This window comes from Amycolatopsis minnesotensis, from assembly GCF_039529815.1.
GTDB classification, from domain to species: Bacteria; Actinomycetota; Actinomycetes; order Mycobacteriales; family Pseudonocardiaceae; genus Amycolatopsis; species Amycolatopsis minnesotensis.
The window spans coordinates 35,780-56,168 of the sequence record NZ_BAAANN010000034.1; the positions used below are offsets into that span (position 1 = coordinate 35,780).

The 20,389-nt window shown below is 71.9% G+C and carries 19 protein-coding genes; 15 read left to right on the forward strand and 4 right to left on the reverse strand.

Annotated features, from left to right (window positions below):
• Positions 1-24: 24 nt before the first annotated feature.
• Positions 25-1,818, forward strand: coding sequence for a D-alanyl-D-alanine carboxypeptidase family protein (locus ABD256_RS33595; RefSeq protein ID WP_344428456.1), 1,794 nt, complete (start codon positions 25-27; stop codon positions 1,816-1,818).
• Between the two features lie 125 nt (positions 1,819-1,943).
• Here the strand turns inward: ABD256_RS33595 and ABD256_RS33600 are convergent, their stop codons facing one another.
• Positions 1,944-2,633, reverse strand: coding sequence for a FadR/GntR family transcriptional regulator (locus ABD256_RS33600; protein WP_344428459.1), 690 nt, complete (start codon positions 2,631-2,633; stop codon positions 1,944-1,946).
• Positions 2,634-2,927: 294 nt separating this feature from the next.
• Between ABD256_RS33600 and ABD256_RS33605 the strand changes: the two genes are divergently transcribed.
• The 3 genes from ABD256_RS33605 to ABD256_RS33615 all read left to right on the forward strand — a co-directional run bounded on the left by ABD256_RS33605 (position 2,928) and on the right by ABD256_RS33615 (position 5,951).
• A complete protein-coding gene (locus ABD256_RS33605) occupies positions 2,928-3,164 on the forward strand; it encodes a hypothetical protein (RefSeq protein ID WP_344428462.1) in 237 nt (78 codons plus the stop codon).
• Between the two features lie 474 nt (positions 3,165-3,638).
• Positions 3,639-4,694 (forward strand): NlpC/P60 family protein, encoded by a 1,056-nt coding sequence (locus ABD256_RS33610; RefSeq protein WP_344428465.1) that lies wholly within the window; start codon positions 3,639-3,641, stop codon positions 4,692-4,694.
• 99 nt (positions 4,695-4,793) lie between these two features.
• Positions 4,794-5,951: a glycosyltransferase family 4 protein gene (locus ABD256_RS33615; protein ID WP_344428468.1), complete on the forward strand. Its 1,158-nt coding sequence runs from the start codon at positions 4,794-4,796 to the stop codon at positions 5,949-5,951.
• 1 nt (position 5,952) lies between these two features.
• Here ABD256_RS33615 and ABD256_RS33620 read toward each other — a convergent pair whose 3' ends face one another.
• Positions 5,953-6,573 (reverse strand): nucleoside/nucleotide kinase family protein, encoded by a 621-nt coding sequence (locus ABD256_RS33620; protein WP_344428629.1) that lies wholly within the window; start codon positions 6,571-6,573, stop codon positions 5,953-5,955.
• Between the two features lie 329 nt (positions 6,574-6,902).
• Here ABD256_RS33620 and ABD256_RS33625 point away from each other — a divergent pair, with 329 nt between their 5' ends.
• The 8 genes from ABD256_RS33625 (at position 6,903) to ABD256_RS33660 (ending at position 15,013) form a co-directional block, all read left to right on the forward strand.
• Positions 6,903-7,256, forward strand: a complete 354-nt coding sequence (locus tag ABD256_RS33625; protein ID WP_344428631.1) for an SRPBCC family protein — start codon at positions 6,903-6,905, stop codon at positions 7,254-7,256.
• A 19-nt stretch (positions 7,257-7,275) separates the two neighbouring features.
• Entirely contained in the window at positions 7,276-8,565 is a 1,290-nt protein-coding gene (locus ABD256_RS33630) for an adenosylmethionine--8-amino-7-oxononanoate transaminase (protein ID WP_425546568.1), read from the forward strand.
• A gap of 312 nt (positions 8,566-8,877) precedes the next feature.
• Positions 8,878-11,172 carry a SulP family inorganic anion transporter gene (locus ABD256_RS33635; RefSeq protein ID WP_344428473.1) on the forward strand — a complete coding sequence of 765 codons (2,295 nt, stop codon included), beginning with the start codon at positions 8,878-8,880 and terminating at the stop codon, positions 11,170-11,172.
• A gap of 12 nt (positions 11,173-11,184) precedes the next feature.
• A complete protein-coding gene (gene bioD / locus ABD256_RS33640) occupies positions 11,185-11,901 on the forward strand; it encodes a dethiobiotin synthase (RefSeq protein WP_344428633.1) in 717 nt (238 codons plus the stop codon).
• Positions 11,902-11,998: 97 nt separating this feature from the next.
• Positions 11,999-13,036 carry a biotin synthase BioB gene (gene bioB / locus ABD256_RS33645; protein ID WP_344428476.1) on the forward strand — a complete coding sequence of 346 codons (1,038 nt, stop codon included), beginning with the start codon at positions 11,999-12,001 and terminating at the stop codon, positions 13,034-13,036.
• The gene (gene bsaP, locus ABD256_RS33650) at positions 13,033-13,230 is read left to right on the forward strand and encodes a biotin synthase auxiliary protein BsaP (protein WP_344428479.1); all 198 of its coding nucleotides are present in this window, start codon (positions 13,033-13,035) and stop codon (positions 13,228-13,230) included. The genes bioB and bsaP overlap by 4 nt, the downstream gene beginning before the upstream one ends.
• Before the next feature lie 36 nt (positions 13,231-13,266).
• Entirely contained in the window at positions 13,267-13,875 is a 609-nt protein-coding gene (locus ABD256_RS33655) for a DUF2567 domain-containing protein (RefSeq protein ID WP_344428482.1), read from the forward strand.
• 70 nt (positions 13,876-13,945) lie between these two features.
• On the forward strand, positions 13,946-15,013 hold the full coding sequence (locus tag ABD256_RS33660) for a M48 family metallopeptidase (RefSeq protein WP_344428485.1): 1,068 nt from the start codon (positions 13,946-13,948) through the stop codon (positions 15,011-15,013).
• Positions 15,014-15,211: 198 nt separating this feature from the next.
• Here ABD256_RS33660 and ABD256_RS33665 read toward each other — a convergent pair whose 3' ends face one another.
• Together ABD256_RS33665 and ABD256_RS33670 are read right to left on the reverse strand one after the other, a co-directional pair.
• Positions 15,212-15,928 carry an LON peptidase substrate-binding domain-containing protein gene (locus ABD256_RS33665; RefSeq protein WP_344428488.1) on the reverse strand — a complete coding sequence of 239 codons (717 nt, stop codon included), beginning with the start codon at positions 15,926-15,928 and terminating at the stop codon, positions 15,212-15,214.
• Positions 15,929-15,974: 46 nt separating this feature from the next.
• Positions 15,975-16,613, reverse strand: coding sequence for an NUDIX hydrolase (locus ABD256_RS33670; RefSeq protein WP_344428491.1), 639 nt, complete (start codon positions 16,611-16,613; stop codon positions 15,975-15,977).
• 115 nt (positions 16,614-16,728) lie between these two features.
• Here ABD256_RS33670 and nadA point away from each other — a divergent pair, with 115 nt between their 5' ends.
• Genes nadA through nadC form a run of 3 tightly spaced genes read left to right on the forward strand, consistent with a single transcriptional unit; the run spans position 16,729 to position 20,329 of the window.
• Entirely contained in the window at positions 16,729-17,742 is a 1,014-nt protein-coding gene (nadA, locus tag ABD256_RS33675; RefSeq protein WP_344428494.1) for a quinolinate synthase NadA, read from the forward strand.
• Between the two features lie 29 nt (positions 17,743-17,771).
• On the forward strand, positions 17,772-19,439 hold the full coding sequence (locus tag ABD256_RS33680) for an L-aspartate oxidase (protein WP_344428497.1): 1,668 nt from the start codon (positions 17,772-17,774) through the stop codon (positions 19,437-19,439).
• The gene (gene nadC / locus ABD256_RS33685; RefSeq protein ID WP_425546569.1) at positions 19,439-20,329 is read left to right on the forward strand and encodes a carboxylating nicotinate-nucleotide diphosphorylase; all 891 of its coding nucleotides are present in this window, start codon (positions 19,439-19,441) and stop codon (positions 20,327-20,329) included. The genes ABD256_RS33680 and nadC overlap by 1 nt, the downstream gene beginning before the upstream one ends.
• The last annotated feature ends 60 nt before the right edge of the window (positions 20,330-20,389 follow it).

Consider the following 20,389-nt stretch of genomic DNA (forward strand, 5'->3'; position numbering starts at 1 on the left):
GGACCGGGGTACACGGGAGGTCGGATGCGCGTCGGCGCGGTGCTGGTGGCGGTACTGCTGACGGGTGGCGCCGTGGCGGGCACAGCGGGGTCGCCCGCGACGGCCCAGCAGCCGCCACCGGCCGACCCCGGCGAGCTCAGGGTGGAGGCGGGGGTGGCGCCGGGCGCGGGGGTGCCGGACCCCCGCCCCGGCGAGGCCTTCGCCGATCCCAAGGTGGCGGACCTGCAGCGCACCGCGTCCGGGATCCAGCGCGAGCTCGGCGATCTCGCGGGCCAGGTCAAGGCCGCGCAGGACGGCGTGGCCGCGGCGGGGGAGAAGCTGCGGCTGGCGAAGGCCGACCGGGAGCGCGCCGACGCCGAGGTCGCGGCGCAGCAGAAGGAGGTCGACGCGTTCTCGCGCGCGATCTTCACCGCGAAGGGGCGGCCGGGGAGCCTGCAGCTCGTGCTCACCGCGGACAGCGCGAAAGACCTCCTCGACGGCGCGTCGATGCTGGCGACCATCTCCGGGGATACCGACGTCAAGCTGCGCGCCGCGCTCGACCGGCACCGGCGGGCGGTGGCCGCGGAGGGCCAGGCCGCCGGCGCGGAACGGCAGGCCACCGCGCTCAAGGACGAAGTGACCCGTCGCGACGGGGACGCGAAGAATCGCGCGGACGCCGTTTCGTCCGAGTTGCGCGGCCCGGCAGGCGCGGCGAACGAAGCGGTGATCGCGCAGCAGAAGGCCCAGCAGGAGCGCAATTCCCGTACCACGGCGAACTGGAAGGCCTACACCGACCGCCTCGGCGCGGCCGGGATCGCGCCACCGCCCGCGGCCGCGCTGCGGGATCCGGCGCACCTGCCTGCCGGGATGACCGCGCTTCCCGGCGCCGACGGCAGGCCGCAGCCGGGGGTGGCGCAGGTCAGCGCGGGCGGTCAGCGGCTGCTGGTGCTGCCGAAGGAGACGATCGGCGCGGTCACCGCCGCCGTCGGCGCGCTCGGCAAGCCGTTCGTGCCGCACGACGACGGCGAGGGGCCGGTGGCGTATTCGTGCGACGGGCTCGTGCGCTCGGTGTTCGGCGGCGCCGGGCTGCCGGTGCCCGCGGCGGCGGGGGAGCAGTTCGCGCGCGGTGTCCCCGCCGGGCAGGCCCAGCCGGGTGACCTGGTGTTCGCCGGTCCTGCCAAGTACGGCGTGCAGTCGGTCGGCATCGTGCTCGACGAGCGCACCATGCTCGCGGCCGACGCCAGGCTCGCCGGTGTCGTGGTCACCGACCTCCCCGCCGGGGACAGCGTGCTCGGCTACTCGCGGCCGTCGCTCGGGGAACGGGCGCCGCAGCCGGTGCCGCAGCGCGCCGCGGGCGAACTGACCTGGCGGTGCGGCGGCGTCGAACTCCCTCCGAGCCCGGCCGGGCCGCAGGGCGCGGACCAGGCGGCCGGTGCGTGGGGCGGGTACCCGAACGGGCTGATCCCGTCGGCCGCGCTGTGCCGGCTCGGGATGGGGTCGCACGTGCTGCGCTGCGACGCCGCGCAGTCGTTCCAGGCGCTGTCACGGGCCTACGCCGGAGTGTTCGGCACGCCGATGTGCGTCACCGACTCCTACCGCACCTTCGCCCAGCAGGTCGACCTCTACCGCCGCAAGCCATCGCTGGCCGCGGTGCCCGGCACCAGCAACCACGGCTGGGGCCTCGCGGTCGACCTGTGCGGCGGGCCGGAGTCGTTCGCGTCACCGCAGTACGCGTGGCTCGCCGCGAACTCCCGCGCGTTCGGCTGGGCCCATCCAGGCTGGGCGCGCGCCGGCGCCGGCCGCGAAGAACCCTGGCACTGGGAATACGCGGGCCGCTGACGCCGCTCCGACCGCGACGCGGAGGCCGTCAAGGCTCCCCTCAGGGCGTACCAACACCAATCCGCACGGTCGCGAGGGGTGCGTTCGCGGCGCCCAGGACCCCCAATGGCGCCTTCGGGGGCTCGTCAGCCGAGCATGCGGTCGACTTCTTCGGAGGCGGCGAGCACGAGGGTGCGCAGCACGTGCTCCGCTTCGGCGGCGGCGCCCCGCGCGATCGCGTCGGCGACCGCGACGTGCCGGTCCAGCGCGGTCGGGTCGGGGCGGTCCGGCATCAGACGCTGCTCGACCCTGCCGCGGAGCACCTCCGCGGTCACGTGCGCGAGATGGGCGAACATGTCGTTGCCGGACGAGGTCAGCACGAGCCGGTGGAACTCGATGTCGGCGGCGACGAACTCGGTGATGTCGGTCGCCGCGGCCATCCGGTCCGCGATCTCGCGCAGCCGCTCCCGCTGCTGCGGGGTGGCGGTGCGGGCGGCGAGCGCGGCCGCCGCCGGCTCCACCGCGGCCCGCAGCTGGGCGAGCTGGTTGAGCTGGCGCCCGCGCTGCCTGCCGGCGAGGCGCCAGCGGATCAGCAGCGGGTCGAACACGTTCCACGTCTCCGGCGGCCGCACGGTGACCCCGACCTTCGGCCTGCTCTGCACCATGCCGAGCGTCTCGAGCACGCGGATCGCCTCGCGCGCGACCGTTCTCGACACCGTGTGCGCCGCGGTCAGCTCGTCGATGCGCAGCACCGTGCCAGCGGGGTACTCGCCGCTGGTCAGTGCCGTGCCGAGGGTGTCGAGCAGGTGTCCGTGCAGGCCGCGAGGACGGGTCAAGACGTCAGCCTTTCGCCAGGGTTCACCGGCGCCGGCCGGACCAGGCGCCGGCGCCGTCTGGCGTACAGCTTGACCCACCGAGCCGCCTCGTCACCCTGGCGGGGCCGACTGACCGGTGGTGATCTTGCGGTAGTCCAGCGGGGAGACGGTTCGGGTGCATCTCCGCAGGTCACCCGTTCGGGTTAGCTCTGGTGGCCGGTGTGACCGGAATTGTCGGTGGTCGGCTCTAGCGTTCCTCCCAGCAGCTGCCGAACCCGTGGAAACGACATGCGTGTGAAAGCAGGGAGGACTGGCATGGACAGCTCGTTGGGCCCCGTGGACGAGGGCACGATGGTGATCGACTGCGATCGGTGCGAGGTCAGGGGTGACGCCTGTGCCGACTGCGTGGTGAGCGTGCTGCTGGGCGCACCGCCGGAGATCGAGTGGGACTCCAGCGAGCGGCTGGCGGTCGACGCGCTCGCGGAGGCCGGCATGGTGCCGCGGCTGCGGCTGGTGCCCACGGAGCCGGACCGCGCGCTTCGCGCCGGCTGATCCTGGAGAAGAGGGCGGGACACGCCCGGAGGGGAAGAAACTGACACCGAGCGACGAGTGGTCGATCCGATCAGGCGAACGGTCTATACCACTATCGGTCCCCTTCTGTTAGCCCAGTCACACTAGGCTATTCGGCGCTGGTCCGATGGTGTGTCAGCGATGGAACCCGGGAATTTTCGCTACGCATGGTGGACGAGCGGGCCACTCTTTCGTAACCTGGCCGAGATCTCGCGCCTGGTAGCCGTCACCACCAAGGGTCGGCGACGCGGGATTGCCGCCGAGGCAGCTTTGTCGGGGAGCTGTACCGGAGAACCACCGGGCATTTCCAGATGCGGTAGAGCCGTGCCGTAACCGGTGGGGAAGGATGCGTCACGCCGTGGCAGCCATTTGCCACAGCGGAGTGCGGAGAGGGCCCCCGACCTCTTCGCCGGCGAGTCCGGTCGGTGGCCGACGAGCAAAGGAGACACGCGCGGCGTGCAGTCGCAACCTGTTAAGCGCGTGGTATCAGGAGCACTGGCAGCAGGAGCCGTTATCGCGGCCGTCAGCATCGCCCAGTCACCGGCCACCGCAGTTCCCGCCCCCGCCCCCCAGACACCTCCCCCCGGTGACTCCTCGGACGCGCTCGCGAAGTACCGCGATCTCGCCGCGAAGGCCGAGCGCCTGAACGAGGACTACCTGAAGGCCCAGGACGACCTGAAGGCCAAGCAGGGTGAGCTCGACAAGGCAGGCGTCGACGTCGAGACCGCCAAGAAGTCCGGCGACGAGGCCAAGGTCAACGAACAGCGCTACCGCGTCGACGTCGACAAGTTCGCCGACGCCTCGTTCACCGGCGGCGCGCCGCTGAACAAGCTGTCCGCGCTGCTGACCGGTACCTCCACGCAGGACTTCCTCGACCGCTCCTCCGCGCTCGAGATCCTCGCGTCCGAGAAGAACGCCGCGCTCGGCCGCCTTTCCGGCGCCGTCAAGCAGGCCTCCGACGCCCAGGCACTCGCCACCGACGCGCAGGGCCGCGCGCAGGGGGCGAGGGATGCGGCCGCGAAGCTCACCGACGACATCGCGGCGCAGAAGAAGGTCCTCGACGATCAGAAGGCCGATCTCGAGAAGACCAGCAACATGCTGAGCGCCTCGGAGAAGGCGTCGCAGAAGGACACCGGCGGCGCGATGCCGGACGTCAAGAACGCCGGCCCGGCGGCGGCCGCCGCGATCGCGGCGGCGCAGTCGAAGCTCGGCAGCTCGTACGTGTGGGGCGCCACCGGCCCCGGCACGTTCGACTGCTCCGGGCTGACCATGTGGGCCTACAAGCAGGCCGGGGTCAGCATCCCCCGGTCCAGCCGCGCGCAGTCGACCTTCGGCACCCCGGTCGACCGTTCGCAGCTCCAGCCGGGCGACCTGGTGTTCTACTACTCGCCGGTCTCGCACGTCGGCATCTACATCGGCGACGGCAAGATGATCCACGCCCCGACCTCGGGCGACGTGGTCAAGATCTCGCCGCTGCAGTCGCAGTACAGCGGTGCCCGCCGCGTCGCCTGACGTCGGCTCGCATCCGGAGCTCCCGCCCGCGAGGGGCGCTGGTCACCATCGTGTGACCGGCGCCCCTCGCGTGTTTTCCGGGCGCGGTAGCCTCCGACGGTGCCGCGTACCCTCCTGCTGACCAACGACTTCCCGCCACGGTCGGGAGGGATCCAGAACTACCTCAACTCGTTCGCGACGCGGCTGCCCGCCGACGATCTCGTCGTCTACGCCCCGTCGTGGGAGGGCAGTTCCGGCTCGCACATCGAGTTCGACGCCGAGGCCGCGTTCGAAGTGGTCCGCCACCCGACCTCGCTCATGCTGCCGACCCCCGACGTGCTGCGGCGCGCGAAGGACATCATGCGCGCCAACCGGTGCGAGGCGGTGTGGTTCGGTGCCGCCGCCCCGCTCGCGCTGCTCGGCCAGCCGCTCCGGGAGGCCGGTGCGCGCCGGGTGGTCGCGTCGACGCACGGCCACGAGGTCGGCTGGTCGATGCTGCCCGCCGCCCGGCAGGCGTTGCGGCGCATCGGCGACACCACGGACGTGCTCACCTACGTCAGCAAGTACACGCGAGGCCGGTTCGCGGCCGCGTTCGGGCCGATGGCCGGTCTCGAACACCTTCCGTCCGGTGTGGACACCCGGCTGTTCCGCCCCGACCGGGGTGCCCGCGAGGAGATCCGCCGCAGGCACGGCCTCGGCGACCGGCCGACCGTGGTGTGCGTGTCGAGGCTGGTGCCCCGCAAGGGACAGGACATGCTGGTGCGCGCGATGCCGCGGCTGCGCGCGCGGATCCCGGACGTGGCGCTGCTGCTCGTCGGCGGTGGCCCGTACCGGAAGAAGCTCGCCGCGATGATCGACCAGCTCGGGGTCTCGGACAGCGTGGTGATGACCGGTTCGGTGCCGTGGAAGGAACTCCCCGCGCACTACGCGGCGGGTGACGTGTTCGCGATGCCGGCCCGCACCAGGGGCAAGGGCCTCGACGTGGAAGGGCTCGGGCTCGTCTACCTGGAGGCGTCGGCGACCGGGCTGCCGGTCGTGGCCGGCAACTCCGGCGGTGCCCCGGAAACCGTGCTGGACGAGGTGACCGGGCACGTGGTGGACGGTCGCGAACTCGGCCAGCTCGAAGAGACGGTCGCCGCGCTGCTGATGGACCCGACGCGGGCGAAGCGGATGGGCGAGGCGGGGCGGCAGTGGGTCGGGGACAACTGGCGGTGGGACGTGCTCACGCGGCGTCTGGCGAGGCTGCTGGAAGGCGAGCCCGCCGCCGCGATCCGGTGACTCAGCCTTCCCGCACCGCGGGGTGCCGCGGATCGTCCGCGCGCACCACCAGATCGGCGAGCCCGGCCGGGTTCACCTCGTCCTCGTAGCGGGCGAACGCGGGCAGCGCCCACGCTTCGTCTTCGGGGAGCCGCCGCCGGAGCGCGCCGGGCGAGAGCCACAGGTGCACGGCGAGGTCGAACGGCAGCCCGGCGCCGAGGAGGAACTCCCCGTCGACCAGGAGCACGCCGCCCGCCGCGAGCGCGGTGCGGGGAAGCCGGGTGGCGCGGTCGCGCTCGGCGTCCCACAGCGCGGGCAGCACCGCCCCCGAGCCGTCCGGTTCGAGCGGGCTCAGCACTTCCCGGCGGAGCGCGTTCGCGTCGAGCCAGCTCAGGTACCGCTCGTCGGGATCGTGGCGGCCCCGTTCGAACCGCAGCGACGCCGGGCGCAGGAAATCGCGCGCCGAGACGTGCAGCGCCGCGCGCCCGCGAACCCGCAGCGGCTCGACGAGCGAGCCGGCGAGGAGCCGGGGCCCGTCACCGGCCCCGTCGACCGCGACCCTCGTCCACCGGCGGTCGCGCTCGGTGATCAACTCGGTCAGCTCGGCGACGAGCAGATCCGGTGAGATCGGGCGGTAGCGCATCAGGATGCGCGCCGGTGAACGGGTTTCGCGAGCACGCACGGAGGTTAGCAACGCGGCACACTGTGGTGACAGCGCGTCAGATCCGGGTGCACGAGGGTGTGATTCATCTGACTCTTCCCGGACTTGCCCTCGGCGGGCCGTGGTGCGTCAGCGCTCGGCGTCGGGCCGGATCTCGCCTGGTCACACCCGGAGAAGCGGGCGAAGGCCGCGGCGAACGGGCCCCGAACCCGACGCGGCGCGCGCGATCGCGGTGATGCGACGATGGCCCGGTGGGCAAAGACGTGCGGAGCACCGCCGAAACCCGTTGGCAGGTAGGCGTTTCCCGAACCGTGCCACACGCGCTGGGGGACGCTTGGGACTTCCTGGTCGGCCGCGACGGTGTGCAGATCTGGCTGGGACCCGGTACCGAGCTGCCGCGCGAAGGCGGGGTCAGCTACGAGACCGCGAACGGCACGACCGGGCAGGTGGACCGGTTCACCCCCGGCGAGGCGGTGCGGCTGACCTGGCGGCCGAAGGACTGGGAGCACGACTCGACGGTGCAGCTCACGGTCAGCGCCAGCGGGCAGAAGACGACCGTGAAGTTCGAACAGGACAGCCTCGCCGACGCCGACGAGCGCGCGGAGCAGCGGGCGTACTGGACCGATGTGATCGAGCACCTCGCCGCCGCGCTGGCCGAACGCTGAGCTGACCGAGGGTATTAGGGTGCACGGCGTGCGCCCCGACGAACTGCTGGCACTCGACGCCCGCCACGTGTGGCACCCCTACGGTGCGATGCCGGGCAAGGTCGCGCCGCTCCTGGTCACCGAGGCCGCCGGGGTCCGGCTGACGCTCGCGGACGGCCGCGAACTGGTCGACGGCATGTCCTCGTGGTGGGCGGCGATCCACGGCTACCGGCACCCGGTGCTGGACGCGGCGCTGACCGAGCAGGCGGGGCGGATGAGCCACGTGATGTTCGGCGGGCTCACCCACGAGCCCGCGATCCGGCTGGCGCGCGAGCTGGTCGACCTCACGCCCGACGGTCTCGAGCACGTGTTCCTGTGCGATTCGGGATCGGTCTCGATCGAGGTCGCGGTGAAGATGTGCCTGCAGTACTGGCATTCGCTCGGCCGCCGGGGCAAGCGGAAGCTGCTGACCTGGCGCGGTGGCTACCACGGTGACACGTTCCACCCGATGAGCGTGTGCGATCCCGACGGCGGGATGCACGCGCTGTGGCGCGGCACGCTGCCGGAGCAGGTTTTCCTGCCCGCACCGCCCGCCGGGTTCGACGCGCCGGTCGAGCAGGCATACCTGGACGAGCTGGCGGCGGCCGTCGAGCGGCACGCCGACGAGCTGGCCGCGGTGATCGTGGAGCCGGTCGTGCAGGGCGCGGGCGGGATGCGCTTCCACAACCCCGGATACCTGCGCGCGCTGCGGGAGATCACCGAAGCGGCGGGCGTGCTGCTGATCTTCGACGAGATCGCGACCGGGTTCGGGCGCACCGGCGCGCTGTTCGCCGCCGGGCACGCGGGTGTCACGCCGGACGTGCTGTGCCTCGGCAAGGCGCTCACCGGCGGGTACCTGACGATGGCCGCGGCGCTGTGCACGCCACGGGTCGCCGACGGGATCTCCCAAGGCGAGGTCCCGGTGCTCGCGCACGGCCCGACGTTCATGGGGAACCCGCTGGCCTCCTCGGTCGCGCTCGCGTCGATCGGGCTGCTGCGGGACCGGGACTGGGCGGCGGACGTCCGGCGGATCGAGGCTGCCCTGATCGGGGGACTCGGCGGGGCCGCAACCGTCGACGGCGTGCGCGATGTCCGGGTACTCGGTGCGATCGGCGTGCTCCAGCTTGATCACCCGGTCGACATGGCGGCCGCCACGAAAGCGGCAACCGACTGCGGTGTGTGGCTGCGGCCGTTCCGCGATCTCGTCTACGCGATGCCGCCGTACGTGTGCGAAGACGCGGATGTGGCCGCGATCGCCAATGCGATGCTCGCGGTCGCCGCGCAAGCCTGAACGGCGTACCGGGGCCGGATTTCACCCGATCCGCTGTGATCCCGGCCACTGGGAGCATTGTCGTCACGTCTGGTCGTCACCCCACTTCTTCGTCACTCGAAAGAGTGAGACGTAGCACACCTTTTGTCTGCTTTGTCGGGTCAACACCCCGCTCACCTGTGACGACGCTGCGTAAGTCAGAACGTGAATGAAACTTACATAACAGACATTTGAGGCGTTTTTCGGTTACCTGGTGATCTACGGGCCGTCACTGCCGCCGGCACGGCGCAGCACATCCACCCCGCGTATCGAACCCAGATCACGGAGGCGCGAATGATCGACACCGCAGGCAGCAGCAGGCCCTCCGGGCCACCAGGCAGCAGCCACGGCGACCCCACCGGCCCCACCCGTTGGCGCACCGCGCTCGACAACCTCCGCCACGACGTCCCCGCTTCGCTCGTGGTGTTCCTCGTGGCCGTCCCGCTCTCGCTCGGGATCGCGCTCGCTTCCGGCGCGCCGATCGTCGCCGGGCTCATCGCCGCCGTCGTCGGCGGCATCGTCGCCGGACTGTGCGGCGGTTCCGCGCTGCAGGTCAGCGGCCCGGCGGCGGGCCTGACCGTGATCATGGCCGAGACCATCAACCAGTTCGGCTGGGTCGCGACGTGCGCCATCACCGCGGCCGCCGGGGTGGTGCAGATCCTGCTCGGGCTGAGCCGCATCGCGCGCGCCGCGCTGGCCATCTCGCCGGCCATCGTGCACGGCATGCTCGCCGGTATCGGCGTGACGATCGTGCTCGCGCAACTGCACGTCGTGCTGGGGGGCAAGGCGCAGAGTTCACCGATCGACAACCTGCTCGACCTGCCGCGCCAGGTCGTCGAGCACCACGACAAGGCGGTGCTGATCGGGCTGCTGACCATCGCGATCCTGCTCGTCTGGGGGAAGCTGCCGAAGGCCATCCGCGTGGTGCCCGGCCCGCTCGCGGCCGTCGTGGGGGTCACCGTGCTCGCCTCGGTCGCCAATTTCGACATCGCGCGCGTCGAGGTGCCCGCGAACCTGCTCGACATCCAGTTCGTGCCGAGGATGCCCGGCGGCGGCGTCTGGGACATCGGCCTCGCCGTGGTGACGATCGCGCTCGTCGCGAGCGTGGAGAGCCTGCTTTCGGCCGTCGCGATCGACAAGCAGCACACCGGGAAGCGCACGAACCTCAACCGCGAGCTCGTCGGGCAGGGCCTGGCGAACATGGCGTCGGGGTCGCTCGGCGGGCTCCCGGTCACCGGCGTGATCGTGCGCGGGTCCACCAACGTCCAGTCCGGCGCGCGCACCAGGGCCTCGGCGATCCTGCACGGGTTCTGGATCCTGCTGTTCGTGGTGGCGCTGTCCGGGCTGCTGCAGAACATCCCGCTCGCCGCGCTGGCAGGTCTGCTCGTGCACGTCGGCGCCAAACTGGTCAAAGTCGCGCACATCAAGGAGGTCTTCCGGCACGGCGACCTGGCCGTCTACCTGGTCACGCTGCTCGGTGTCGTGGCGCTCGACCTGCTCACCGGCGTGCTGATCGGCATCGGCGTCGCCGCGGTGCTCATGCTGCGGCGGCTGCTGTGGTCCGGCATCCACGCCGAGCGCGACGGCGACCACTGGCGCGTCGTGGTCGAAGGCGCGCTCGCGTCGCTGTCGATCCCGAGGCTCTCGACGGTGCTCGGCACCATCCCGCGCGGCAGCACGGTGACGCTCGAACTCGTCGTCGACTACCTCGACCACGCCGCGTTCGACGCGCTGTCCACCTGGCAGCACGCGCACGAGGCGGCGGGCGGCACGGTGCACGTCGACGAGGTCGGCCACCCGTGGTTCGCGCGGGGCAAGTCGGGAGAGCCGACGGTGACCCGCTCGGCCGCGCACCGCATCGTGCCGAGGTGGTTCGCGCCGTGGTCGGAGTGGCAGCGGGTGCACGAATCCGAGGCGGTCCCCACCCAGCGGACCTCGTCACCGAGCTCGATGCGGCGCGGCATGCTCGAATTCCAGCGCCGCACCGCGGACCTGGTGAAGCCGACGCTGACGAAGCTCGCGCACTCGCAGTCGCCGGAGACGCTGTTCATCACCTGCGGCGACGCGAGGATCGTGCCGAACCTGATCACCACCAGCGGGCCGGGCGACCTGTTCACGGTCCGCAACATCGGCAACCTGGTGCCGGACCACGCGGTGTGCGCCGCGGGCGAGGACACCTCGATCGGGGCCGCCGTGGAGTTCGCGGTCGACGTGCTGAAGGTGCGCGAGGTCGTGGTGTGCGGGCATTCGTCGTGCGGTGCGATGTCGGCACTGCTCAACGGCGCCCCCGACGGCGCACCGGCGCTGCGGTCCTGGCTCAAGCACGCCGAGTCGTCGGTGGCCAGGGCGAAGGTCGACCCGCCGATCGCCATCGACGGAGTGCCGCCGGAGCGGCCGGGCGACCGGCTGGCCCTGCACAACGTGCTGGAGCAGCTCGACCGGCTGCGCCGGTACCCCTCGGTGGCCCGCGCGGAGGCGCACGGCGAACTGGAGCTCGTCGGAATGTACTTCGACGTGGGCGCCGCCGGAGTGCACCTGTACGACGCCAAGACCGGATCGTTCCACTCTTCGGCGCCGGTACTACTGTGAAGTTCCGTGAGCATGCTGGTGGTGACGGGCACGGGGACCGGTGTCGGCAAGACCGTGGCGACCGCGGCGATGGCCGCACTGGCCACGGCCGACGACCGTAAGGTCGCCGTGCTGAAGCCCGCACAGACCGGAGTAGGGCCGGACGAGCCGGGTGACCTCGCGGAGGTCACCCGGCTCGCCGGTGCGGTGACCACGCGCGAGCTGCGGCGATACCCGGATCCGCTGTCGCCGGAGGCCGCCGCCCGCCGTTCGGGCGGCGGCACCGTTTCCCCCGGTGAGGTGGCGAGCGTGGCGACCGAGCTCGACGCCGAGCACGACCTCGTGCTGATCGAGGGCGCGGGTGGCCTGCTGGTCCGGTTCGACGAGAGCGGGAGCACGCTCGCGGACGTCGCCTGGGCGCTCGGCGCGCTCGTGCTCGTCGTCGCGGAGGCGGGGCTCGGCACGTTGAACGCGACCGCGTTGACGGCGGAGGTCGCCACGAAGCGCGGGCTCAACGTGGCCGGGGTGATCATCGGCTCCTGGCCGTCGGAACCGGACCTCGCGGCCTGGTCGAACGTGCCGGACCTGCCGGTCGCCGCGGGTGCCCCGTTGCTGGGCGCGCTCGAGGAAGGCATGGGCGCGCTGCCGAAGCCGGAGTTCGCCGCGGCGGCCCGGCGCGGCCTGTCGCCGTGGTTCGGCGGCGAGTTCGACCCGGACCGGTTCGCCGGGAGCACCTCCGCCCAGCGGTGACCGGGGCACAGCGCACAGTGACGCGCGTCGCTTTGCGTGGCGCGGCCGGTCGGGCACGATGGTGCCGACTTCGTGCCGCCGCCAGGAGGAGCAGCCCGTGACCACAGCGCCCGAACAGACCAGCCCGGCCGCCACGACGGCGGACGTGCTCGCCGTCGCGAGGGAGCAGGTGCTCGAACGCGGTGCCGGGCTCAGCGAGGAGCAGGTGCTCGCGGTGCTGCGGCTCGGCGACGACCGGCTCACCGAGCTGCTGGCGCTGGCCCACGAGGTGCGGATGCGCTGGTGCGGCCCGGAGGTCGAGGTCGAGGGCATCATCAGCCTCAAGACCGGCGGCTGCCCGGAGGACTGCCACTTCTGCAGCCAGTCCGGTCGTTTTCCGACCCCGGTGCGGTCGGCCTGGCTCGACATCCCCGGTCTGGTCAAGGCGGCTCGGCAGACCGCGGAGACCGGCGCGACGGAGTTCTGCATCGTCGCCGCCGTCCGCGGCCCCGACGCCAGGCTGCTCTCGCAGGTGCGCGAGGGGGTCAAGGCGATCCGCGCGGACGGCAACGACATCCAGATCGCGTGCTCGCTGGGCATGCTGACCAAGGCCCAGGTCGACGAGCTGGTCGAGATGGGCGTGCACCGCTACAACCACAACCTCGAGACCGCCAGGTCGCACTTCCCCGAGGTGGTCACGACGCACACCTGGGAGGAGCGCTGGGAAACCCTGCGCATGGTGCGCGAGGCGGGCATGGAGGTGTGCTGCGGCGGCATCATCGGCATGGGGGAGACGGTCGAGCAGCGCGCCGAGTTCGCGGCCCAGCTCGCCGATCTCGGTCCCGACGAGTGCACGATGAACTTCCTGATCCCGCAGCCCGGCACGCCGTACGAGCACTACGAGGTGGTCGAGGGCAAGGACGCGCTGCGGACCGTCGCGGCGTTCCGGCTGGCCATGCCGCGCCCGCTGATCCGGTTCTCCGGCGGCCGCGAGCTGACGTTCGGCGACCTCGGCACGAAGAAGGGCATGCTCGGCGGCATCAACGCGATCATCGTCGGCAACTACCTGACCAATCTCGGCCGCCCCGCGAGCAAGGACCTCGCAATGCTCGACGAGCTCAGCATGCCGGTCAAGGCGCTGAGCGACACGTTGTGACCGAGTACTGCGTCCATTGTGGACAGTCCGAGGAGGGTGGCGCCCACCCGGCCTGCCGCACGCCGCGGACCGAACTGGAGCCGCCGAGGTTCTGCGCGGCGTGCGCGCGCCGCATGATCGTCCAGGTGACCCCGGCCGGGTGGGCCGCCCGGTGCAGCCGACACGGTGAAGTGACCAGCGACGCCACGGGTTAGTCTCGTCCCGTCACGCGACGTAGGGGAGGGGTGAAGGTGGCCGACACGACGGGAACGCCGGTGGAGACGAGCGCGTCCGGATACGGTGACTTCCCGGTCCCGGCCTGGTTCGCCCTGCCCCAGGAAACCCCGAAGGTCGTGGTCAAGGCCGACCTGCTGCCCGCGGTCACCGTGCTGTCCACGGTGGGCCTGCTCGGCATCCCGCTCGGCTGGCTGTGGTCGAGGCTCGCGCCGCCGGAGCGCTTCCGGGTCGTGTCGCTGACCGAGAAGCCGGTTCCGCTGCAGCTGGAGAGCTGGCACCACTTCGACGACCTCGCCGTCTTCGCGCTGCTCGGCTTCGGCTTCGGGCTGTTCACCGGCGCGCTCCTGTGGCTGCTGCGCGAACGCCGCGGGCCGGTGGTGCTGGTCGCCGGGATGCTCGGCGGGCTCGTCGCAGGCTGGCTGGCGTCGCTGCTCGGGCCCGGCCTCTTCGCGGGGTGGGTCTATCCGGCGCCGTCGCCGCCCGCGCTCGGGGACGTCGTGACGCAGGCGCCGGTGCTCGACACCCTGTGGGTGCTCCTCACGCTGCCGCTGGGCATCGCGCTCGTCTACGGGGTGCTCGCCGCGTGGAACGGGCGGGAGGACCTCGGCCGCAGGCTGGGCTGAAATCGGCGAACCGCCACGGGCCGTCGGTGCGCGTCGTTAGCATGGCCGCATCGATTTGGGGAGGCGGCGCGTGCCGGACGAAGTGGAAGTCAAGTCCACCAGCAGGATGAAGTTCCCCGGGATCAGTCCACGGGCTTACGAACACCCCGCCGACCGCGGCGCGCTCGCGTCACTGCGGGCGGTGCCGGGGTTCGCGCAGGTGCTCAGGGCGGTTTCCGGGTTCTACACCGAGCGCGGCGAGCGGCTGATGGCGCTCGCGTCGCACATCAGGGTGGGGCCGAAGCAGTACCCGGCGCTGGACAGGATCCGCAACCAGTGCGCGGAGACGCTCGACCTGGAGGCGGTGCCGAACCTGTTCGTCGCGCGGAACGCGCAGGCGCAGGCGTGGTCGATCGGGATCGACGAGCCGTTCATCGTGGTCACCACGGGGCTGCTGGATCTGATGGACGCCGAGGGGCTTCGCTGGGCCGTCGGCCACGAGATGGGCCACGTGCTCTCCGGGCACGCGGTGTACCAGACGATGCTGATCCGGCTGATCGGCATCCAGGCCAGCATGTCGTTCATGCCGGTCAGCGCGCTCGGCATCCGCGTGATCATCGCCGCGCTGCACGAGTGGTACCGCAAGGCCGAGCTGTCCTGCGACCGCGCGGGCCTGCTCTGCAGCCAGGATCCGACCTCGACGCTGCGGGCGCAGATCCAGCTCGCCGGCGGTATCGATCCGTCCCAAGTGGACATTCCGTCGTTCCTGCAGCAGGCCAGCGAGTACGAGTCCGTGGACGACATCCGCGACAGCTTCCACAAGCTGCGGTTCGTGGAGACGCAGTCCCACCCGTTCGCGGTGGTGCGGTCGGCGCAGCTGCAGAAGTGGGCCGCTTCGCCGGAGTACCGGGACATCCTCGCCGGGAACTACCCGCGCCGCACCGACGACGAGCCGTCGAGCACCTGGAAAGAGGACGTCAAGGCGGCGGCCAAGTCCTACAAGGATTCGTTCACCGAGTCGACGGACCCGCTCGCCAAGGTGTTCAGCGATGTCGGCGAAGCGGTGGCAGGCGCCGCGGGCAAGGTGTGGAACAAGTTCGGCAACAACGGCAACGGTAACGGCGGCAATGGCGGAAATGGCGGTGACGGCACCGCCTGAGTTCGGCCCCTGACCGCGCCGCTTTTCGCGTTCCAGGCGTGGTTCGCGTGCCGGGCCGGGTCCCGGAAGGTAGCCTTCGGGCCTTGGCGCCGCGAACTCCGCCTACTTAGGAAGCTGGCGCGGCCTCAGCGGGTCCCGCATGCCCTGAAGGTGCCCTTCGGGGCAGCGCAACCTCGGCCGTGGGCAGCGGCGAACCGGTCAGTTGAGGTTGGACGGGCCGCTGAAGCGGGGGATTTCGGCGGGCGGGGCCGGTACGGCGCGCAGCCGCGACAGGAACCCCGCTTCCCTCGTCAGGAGCTGGCAGGCGATGCGGAGGCGGCGCAGCGGGTGCGTCTCTTCGAGCAGCCGCTGGCGGTCTCCCAGTGGCAGCAGGCAGTCGGCCGCGAGCAGGTAGGCGAGTTCGTCGATGCTCGCGTCTTCGCGGGGCGCGCTCCAGTCGCCGGAGTTCCACGCGGATTCGCAGTACCGCCGGTGCGCGTCGCGGGTGACGTCGGCGAGCTGGCTCGCGGCTTCGACCGTTCTCGGTGCGAGCTGCTCGTCGTCGACCCATTGCACGGTGCCGAGCAGGTAGGGCGCCGCGGTCGGGTCGACGTCGAGCAGCCGGAACCGGCGCCCGCCGGTGATGATGATGTCGAACCTGCCGTCCGGCAGGCGTTCCGCTTCCCGCAGCACGGCCTCGCAGCCGACCGTTTCGACGTGTTCGACGGTGTCGACCTCGCGCATCGCGGCCGAACGCAGCGCGACGATCCCGAAGCGGCGGTCGGGCACCGTGCCGGTCACCAGGTCCACGGCGAGCTGCCGGTACCGCGGCTCGAACAGGTGCAGCGGCAGGTTCGTCCCCGGCAGCAGCACCGTCTGCAGCGGGAACAGGGGCAGCGTTGCCCCCGCTCTGCCTGCTGGTGCTTGCTCGGTCACGCACCCACCGTACGGCGAAGGACCGCCCCCTGCTCGCTGGCTGGATTCAGCGAGTGCCCGCGGGCGGCCGGAACACCGCGAACGGATCGGTGACCTGCATTCCGTCGCCGGTGAACGAGTACAGCGCGGCGGGACGCCCGCCGGACCGGCCGGACGGCGCCATCGCGCCGGTGGCCGAGAGCAGCCCGCGGCGCGCGAGCACGCGCTGCAGGTTCGTCGCGGTGACCTTGTACCCGAGTGCCGCGGAATACAGGGCGCTCAGCGCGGAAATGGTGAACTCCGCCGGCGCCAGCGCGAAGCCGAGATTCGTGTAGCACAGCTTGGAGCGCAGCCGATCGCGAGCGCGCAGCACGATCGACTCGTGGTCGAACGCGGTGCGGGGGAGGTCGTCGACGGGGTGCCAGCCGGTGTCCTCGGGGACTTCGGGGTCGACGTCGGATGGCACGAGCGCGACGAACGCGGTCGCGACCACCCTCGGGCCCGGTACCCGGTCCGGCGCGCTGAACACCGCGAGCTGCTCGACGTGCTGGAGCTGGCGGACGTCGACCTTCTCCGCGAGCTGGCGCCGGATGGACGTTTCGACGTCCTCGTCGGGGCGGAGCCTGCCGCCGGGGAGCGACCACCGGCCGAGGTGCGGATCGAGCGCGCGTCGCCACAGCAGCACCTGGAGTGTGTCGCAGCGCACCTGAAGCACTGCGCCCAAAACCTCGTGTGCCAGGGGGGCGTGGGTGTTAATATGGCTTCGCACGGTTTTCGATTATAAGACGAAAACCTAGGCGAGGTCCAGGAGGGCCAAGAACATGACGAGCACTATCCAGGCGAACGACCTCACGCCCTTCGGGGGCGTCGAGCCGGACGAGGCGTGGGCCGAGGAGGTGCGACGGCTGGCGCGCGAGCGTGACGCGGTGCTGCTGGCGCACAACTACCAGGTGCCCGCGATCCAGGACATCGCCGACCACACCGGTGACTCGCTCGCGCTGAGCCGGATCGCGGCCGCGAGCGACGCCTCCACGATCGTCTTCTGCGGTGTCCACTTCATGGCGGAGACCGCGAAGATCCTGGCGCCGGAGAAGACCGTCCTCATCCCGGACGCGCGGGCGGGCTGCTCGCTCGCGGACTCCATCACCGGCGCCGACCTGCGGGCCTGGAAAGCGGAGCACCCCGGCGCGGTCGTGGTCTCCTACGTCAACACGACCGCCGAGGTGAAGGCGGAGACCGACATCTGCTGCACCTCGTCCAACGCGGTCGACGTGGTCGCCTCCATCCCCGCCGACCGGGACGTCCTGTTCTGCCCCGACCAGTTCCTCGGCGCGCACGTCAAGCGGGAGACGGGCCGGGAGAACCTGTACGTCTGGGCGGGCGAATGCCACGTGCACGCCGGGATCAACGGTGCCGAGCTGGCCGAGCGCGCGGCGGAATCGCCCGACGCGGACCTGTTCATCCACCCCGAGTGCGGCTGCGCCACCTCGGCGCTCTACCTCGCCGGTGAGGGCACCGTCGACCCCGGCCGGGTCAAGATCCTCTCCACCGGGGACATGGTGCACTCGGCGCGCGCGACGAAGGCGTCGTCGGTGCTCGTGGCCACCGAGATCGGGATGCTGCACCAGCTCCGCAAGGCCGCGCCGGAGATCGACTTCCGCGCGGTGAACGACCGCGCGTCCTGCCGGTACATGAAGATGATCACGCCCGCGGCGCTGCTGCGCTGCCTGCGCGGCGGGCTCGACGAGGTCCACGTCGATCTCGAAACGGCAGCGAAGGCCAAGGCCTCGGTGCGCCGGATGATCGAGATCGGGCAGCCGGGCGGCGGCGAATGACCGGCAGAGCGGCGGGCCCAGTGGCCACTGTGGTTCCTTCCTTCGAGGCGGAAACTAGGAATACCAACGGTTCCGGCTGCTGGGAGGCCCGCGCGGACCTGGTCGTGGTGGGCAGCGGGGTGGCCGGGCTGACCGCCGCCCTGCACGCGCAGGCCCGTGGCCTGCGGGTTCTCGTGGTGACGAAGGGCGAAGTCGCCGACGGCAACACGCGCTGGGCACAGGGCGGGGTCGCCGTGGTGCTCGCCGACCAGCACGACGAGGGCGACTCGGTGCGAAAGCACGCCGAGGACACCCTGACCGCCGGTGCCGGGCTGTGCGACGCGGACGCGGTGCGCGAGATCCTCGACGGCGGGCCGTCCGCGGTGGCGCGGCTGCGCACCGCCGGCGCGCGGTTCGACGGCGATCCCACCGGGCTGCTCGCACGGGCAAGGGAGGGCGGGCACACCGCGTTCCGGGTGATCCACGCCGGGGGTGACGCCACCGGCGCCGAGGTCGAGCGCACGCTGGTCGCCGAGGCGAACGGGCACCGGCTGCCCGTGCTGGAGCGCCACGTGGCGGTGGACGCGCTGAAGACGCCGTCCGGTGAGCTCACCGGGGTGCGCGTGCTCGACCCGAACGGCGTGCCCGGCGTGCTGCGCGCCCCCGCCGTCCTGCTCGCCACCGGCGGGCTCGGGCAGCTTTACCAGGCCACCTCGAACCCCGAGATCGCGACCGGCGACGGGCTCGCGCTCGCGCTGCGCGCCGGCGCCGCGGTCGCCGATGTCGAGTTCGTGCAGTTCCACCCGACCGTGCTCTACACCCCTGGCGCCCGCGGCCGGTGCCCGCTGGTCACCGAGGCGGTGCGCGGGGAGGGCGCGATCCTGCTCGACGCCACCGGCGCGCGCGTGATGGCCGGGGTGCACCCGCTGGCGGACCTCGCCCCGCGCGACGTGGTGTCCGCGGCGATCACCCGCCATCTCGCGGCGGCGCCCGGCGGGGTGGGCGACCACGTCTTCCTGGACGCCACCGGCGTGCCCGGTTTCGCGAAGCGCTTCCCCACGGTGCACGCCGCGTGCCTGAAGATCGGCGTCGACCCCGTCGCCCAGCCGATCCCGGTGACGCCGGCCGCGCATTTCTCGTGCGGGGGCGTGGTCACCGACATCGACGGTAGAACGGCGGTGCGCGGTTTGTACGCGGCGGGCGAGGCCGCGCGCACCGGGTTGCACGGCGCGAACCGGCTCGCGTCCAACAGCCTGCTGGAAGGTCTTGTCGTCGGCGAGCGGGTCGCGGCCGCGGTCGCGGCCGATCTCGCCGCCGGGGTGCTCGTCGACCCGAGGTCGGGGCGGGTCGGCGAGCACCATCTCCTCGAACGGCGTGCCGCGATCGCCGACCGCGACTCGCTGCAGCGCGTGATGAGCCGCTACGCCGCGATCGGCCGGGACGCCGACGGGCTCGCCGTCGTCGGCTCCGTGCTCGATCTTTCCATAAAGGACAGTCCACTCACGACACACCGCGCGGTGGAGGACGCCGCGCTCACCTTGGTGGCACAGGCTTTGGTGGCCGCGGCGGCGCGGCGAACCGAGTCGCGCGGCTGCCACGTGCGCAACGAACATCCCGAACGGGACGACGCGCGCTGGCTGCGCAGCCAGCTGATCAGGCTGAGCCCGTCCGGCCAGCCCGTGCTCGCCGATCCCGTCCTCGTCGAAGGGGCAGCATGATGACCGAGCTCAGCGCCGCGGTGCGGCGGCAACTGGCCGATTCCGGACTCGACGTGACCGACGTGCAGCGCGTGGTCGGCACGGCGCTCACCGAAGACCTGCGGTACGGCCCGGACGTGACGACGCTGGCCACCGTCGGCGTCGACGCGGTCGCCGTTGCCGAACTGCGGCCGAGGGTGAACGGCACGGTGGCGGGGCTTTCGGTCGCGCTCGCCGTCTTCGACTACGTCATCGGTGACGACTACGAAGTGCTGGCGAAACGGGAAGACGGCGCGCGGCTCGTCGCCGGCGAACCCGCGCTGGTGCTGCGGGGCGGGGTGCGCGGATTGCTCACCGCCGAGCGCACCGCGCTGAACCTGGTGTGCCACCTGTCCGGGATCGCCACCACGACCGCGGCCTGGGTGTCCGAAGTAGACGGTACCGGCTGCGTGGTGCGGGATTCGCGCAAGACGCTGCCGGGGCTGCGGCTGCTGCAGAAGTACGCGGTGCGCTGCGGCGGCGGTGCCAACCACCGGATGGGCCTCGGTGACGCGGTGCTCATCAAGGACAACCACGTGGTGGCGGCGGGTTCGGTGACCGCCGCGCTCGCCGCGGCGCGCGAACACGCGCCGGAGCTGGCCTGCGAGGTCGAGGTCGACACCATGGACCAGCTCGGCGAGGCGCTCGCGGCGGGTGCCGACGAGGTGCTGCTCGACAACTTCTCACCGGAGGAGTGCGCGGCCGCGGTACGGCTGCGCGACGCCGAATCGGCCAAGACCCGGCTCGAGGCTTCCGGTGGGCTGAAGCTGGAGAACGCCCGTGCCTACGCGGAGTCCGGCGTCGACTACCTCGCAGTCGGCGGGCTGACCCATTCCTCGCCCGGCCTCGACCTCGGGATGGACCTCGGCTGACTCGTGGCCGATCGTGGTTTGCGTCGCGCAGGCGAAGATCCGGTATCGAACACCCGGTCA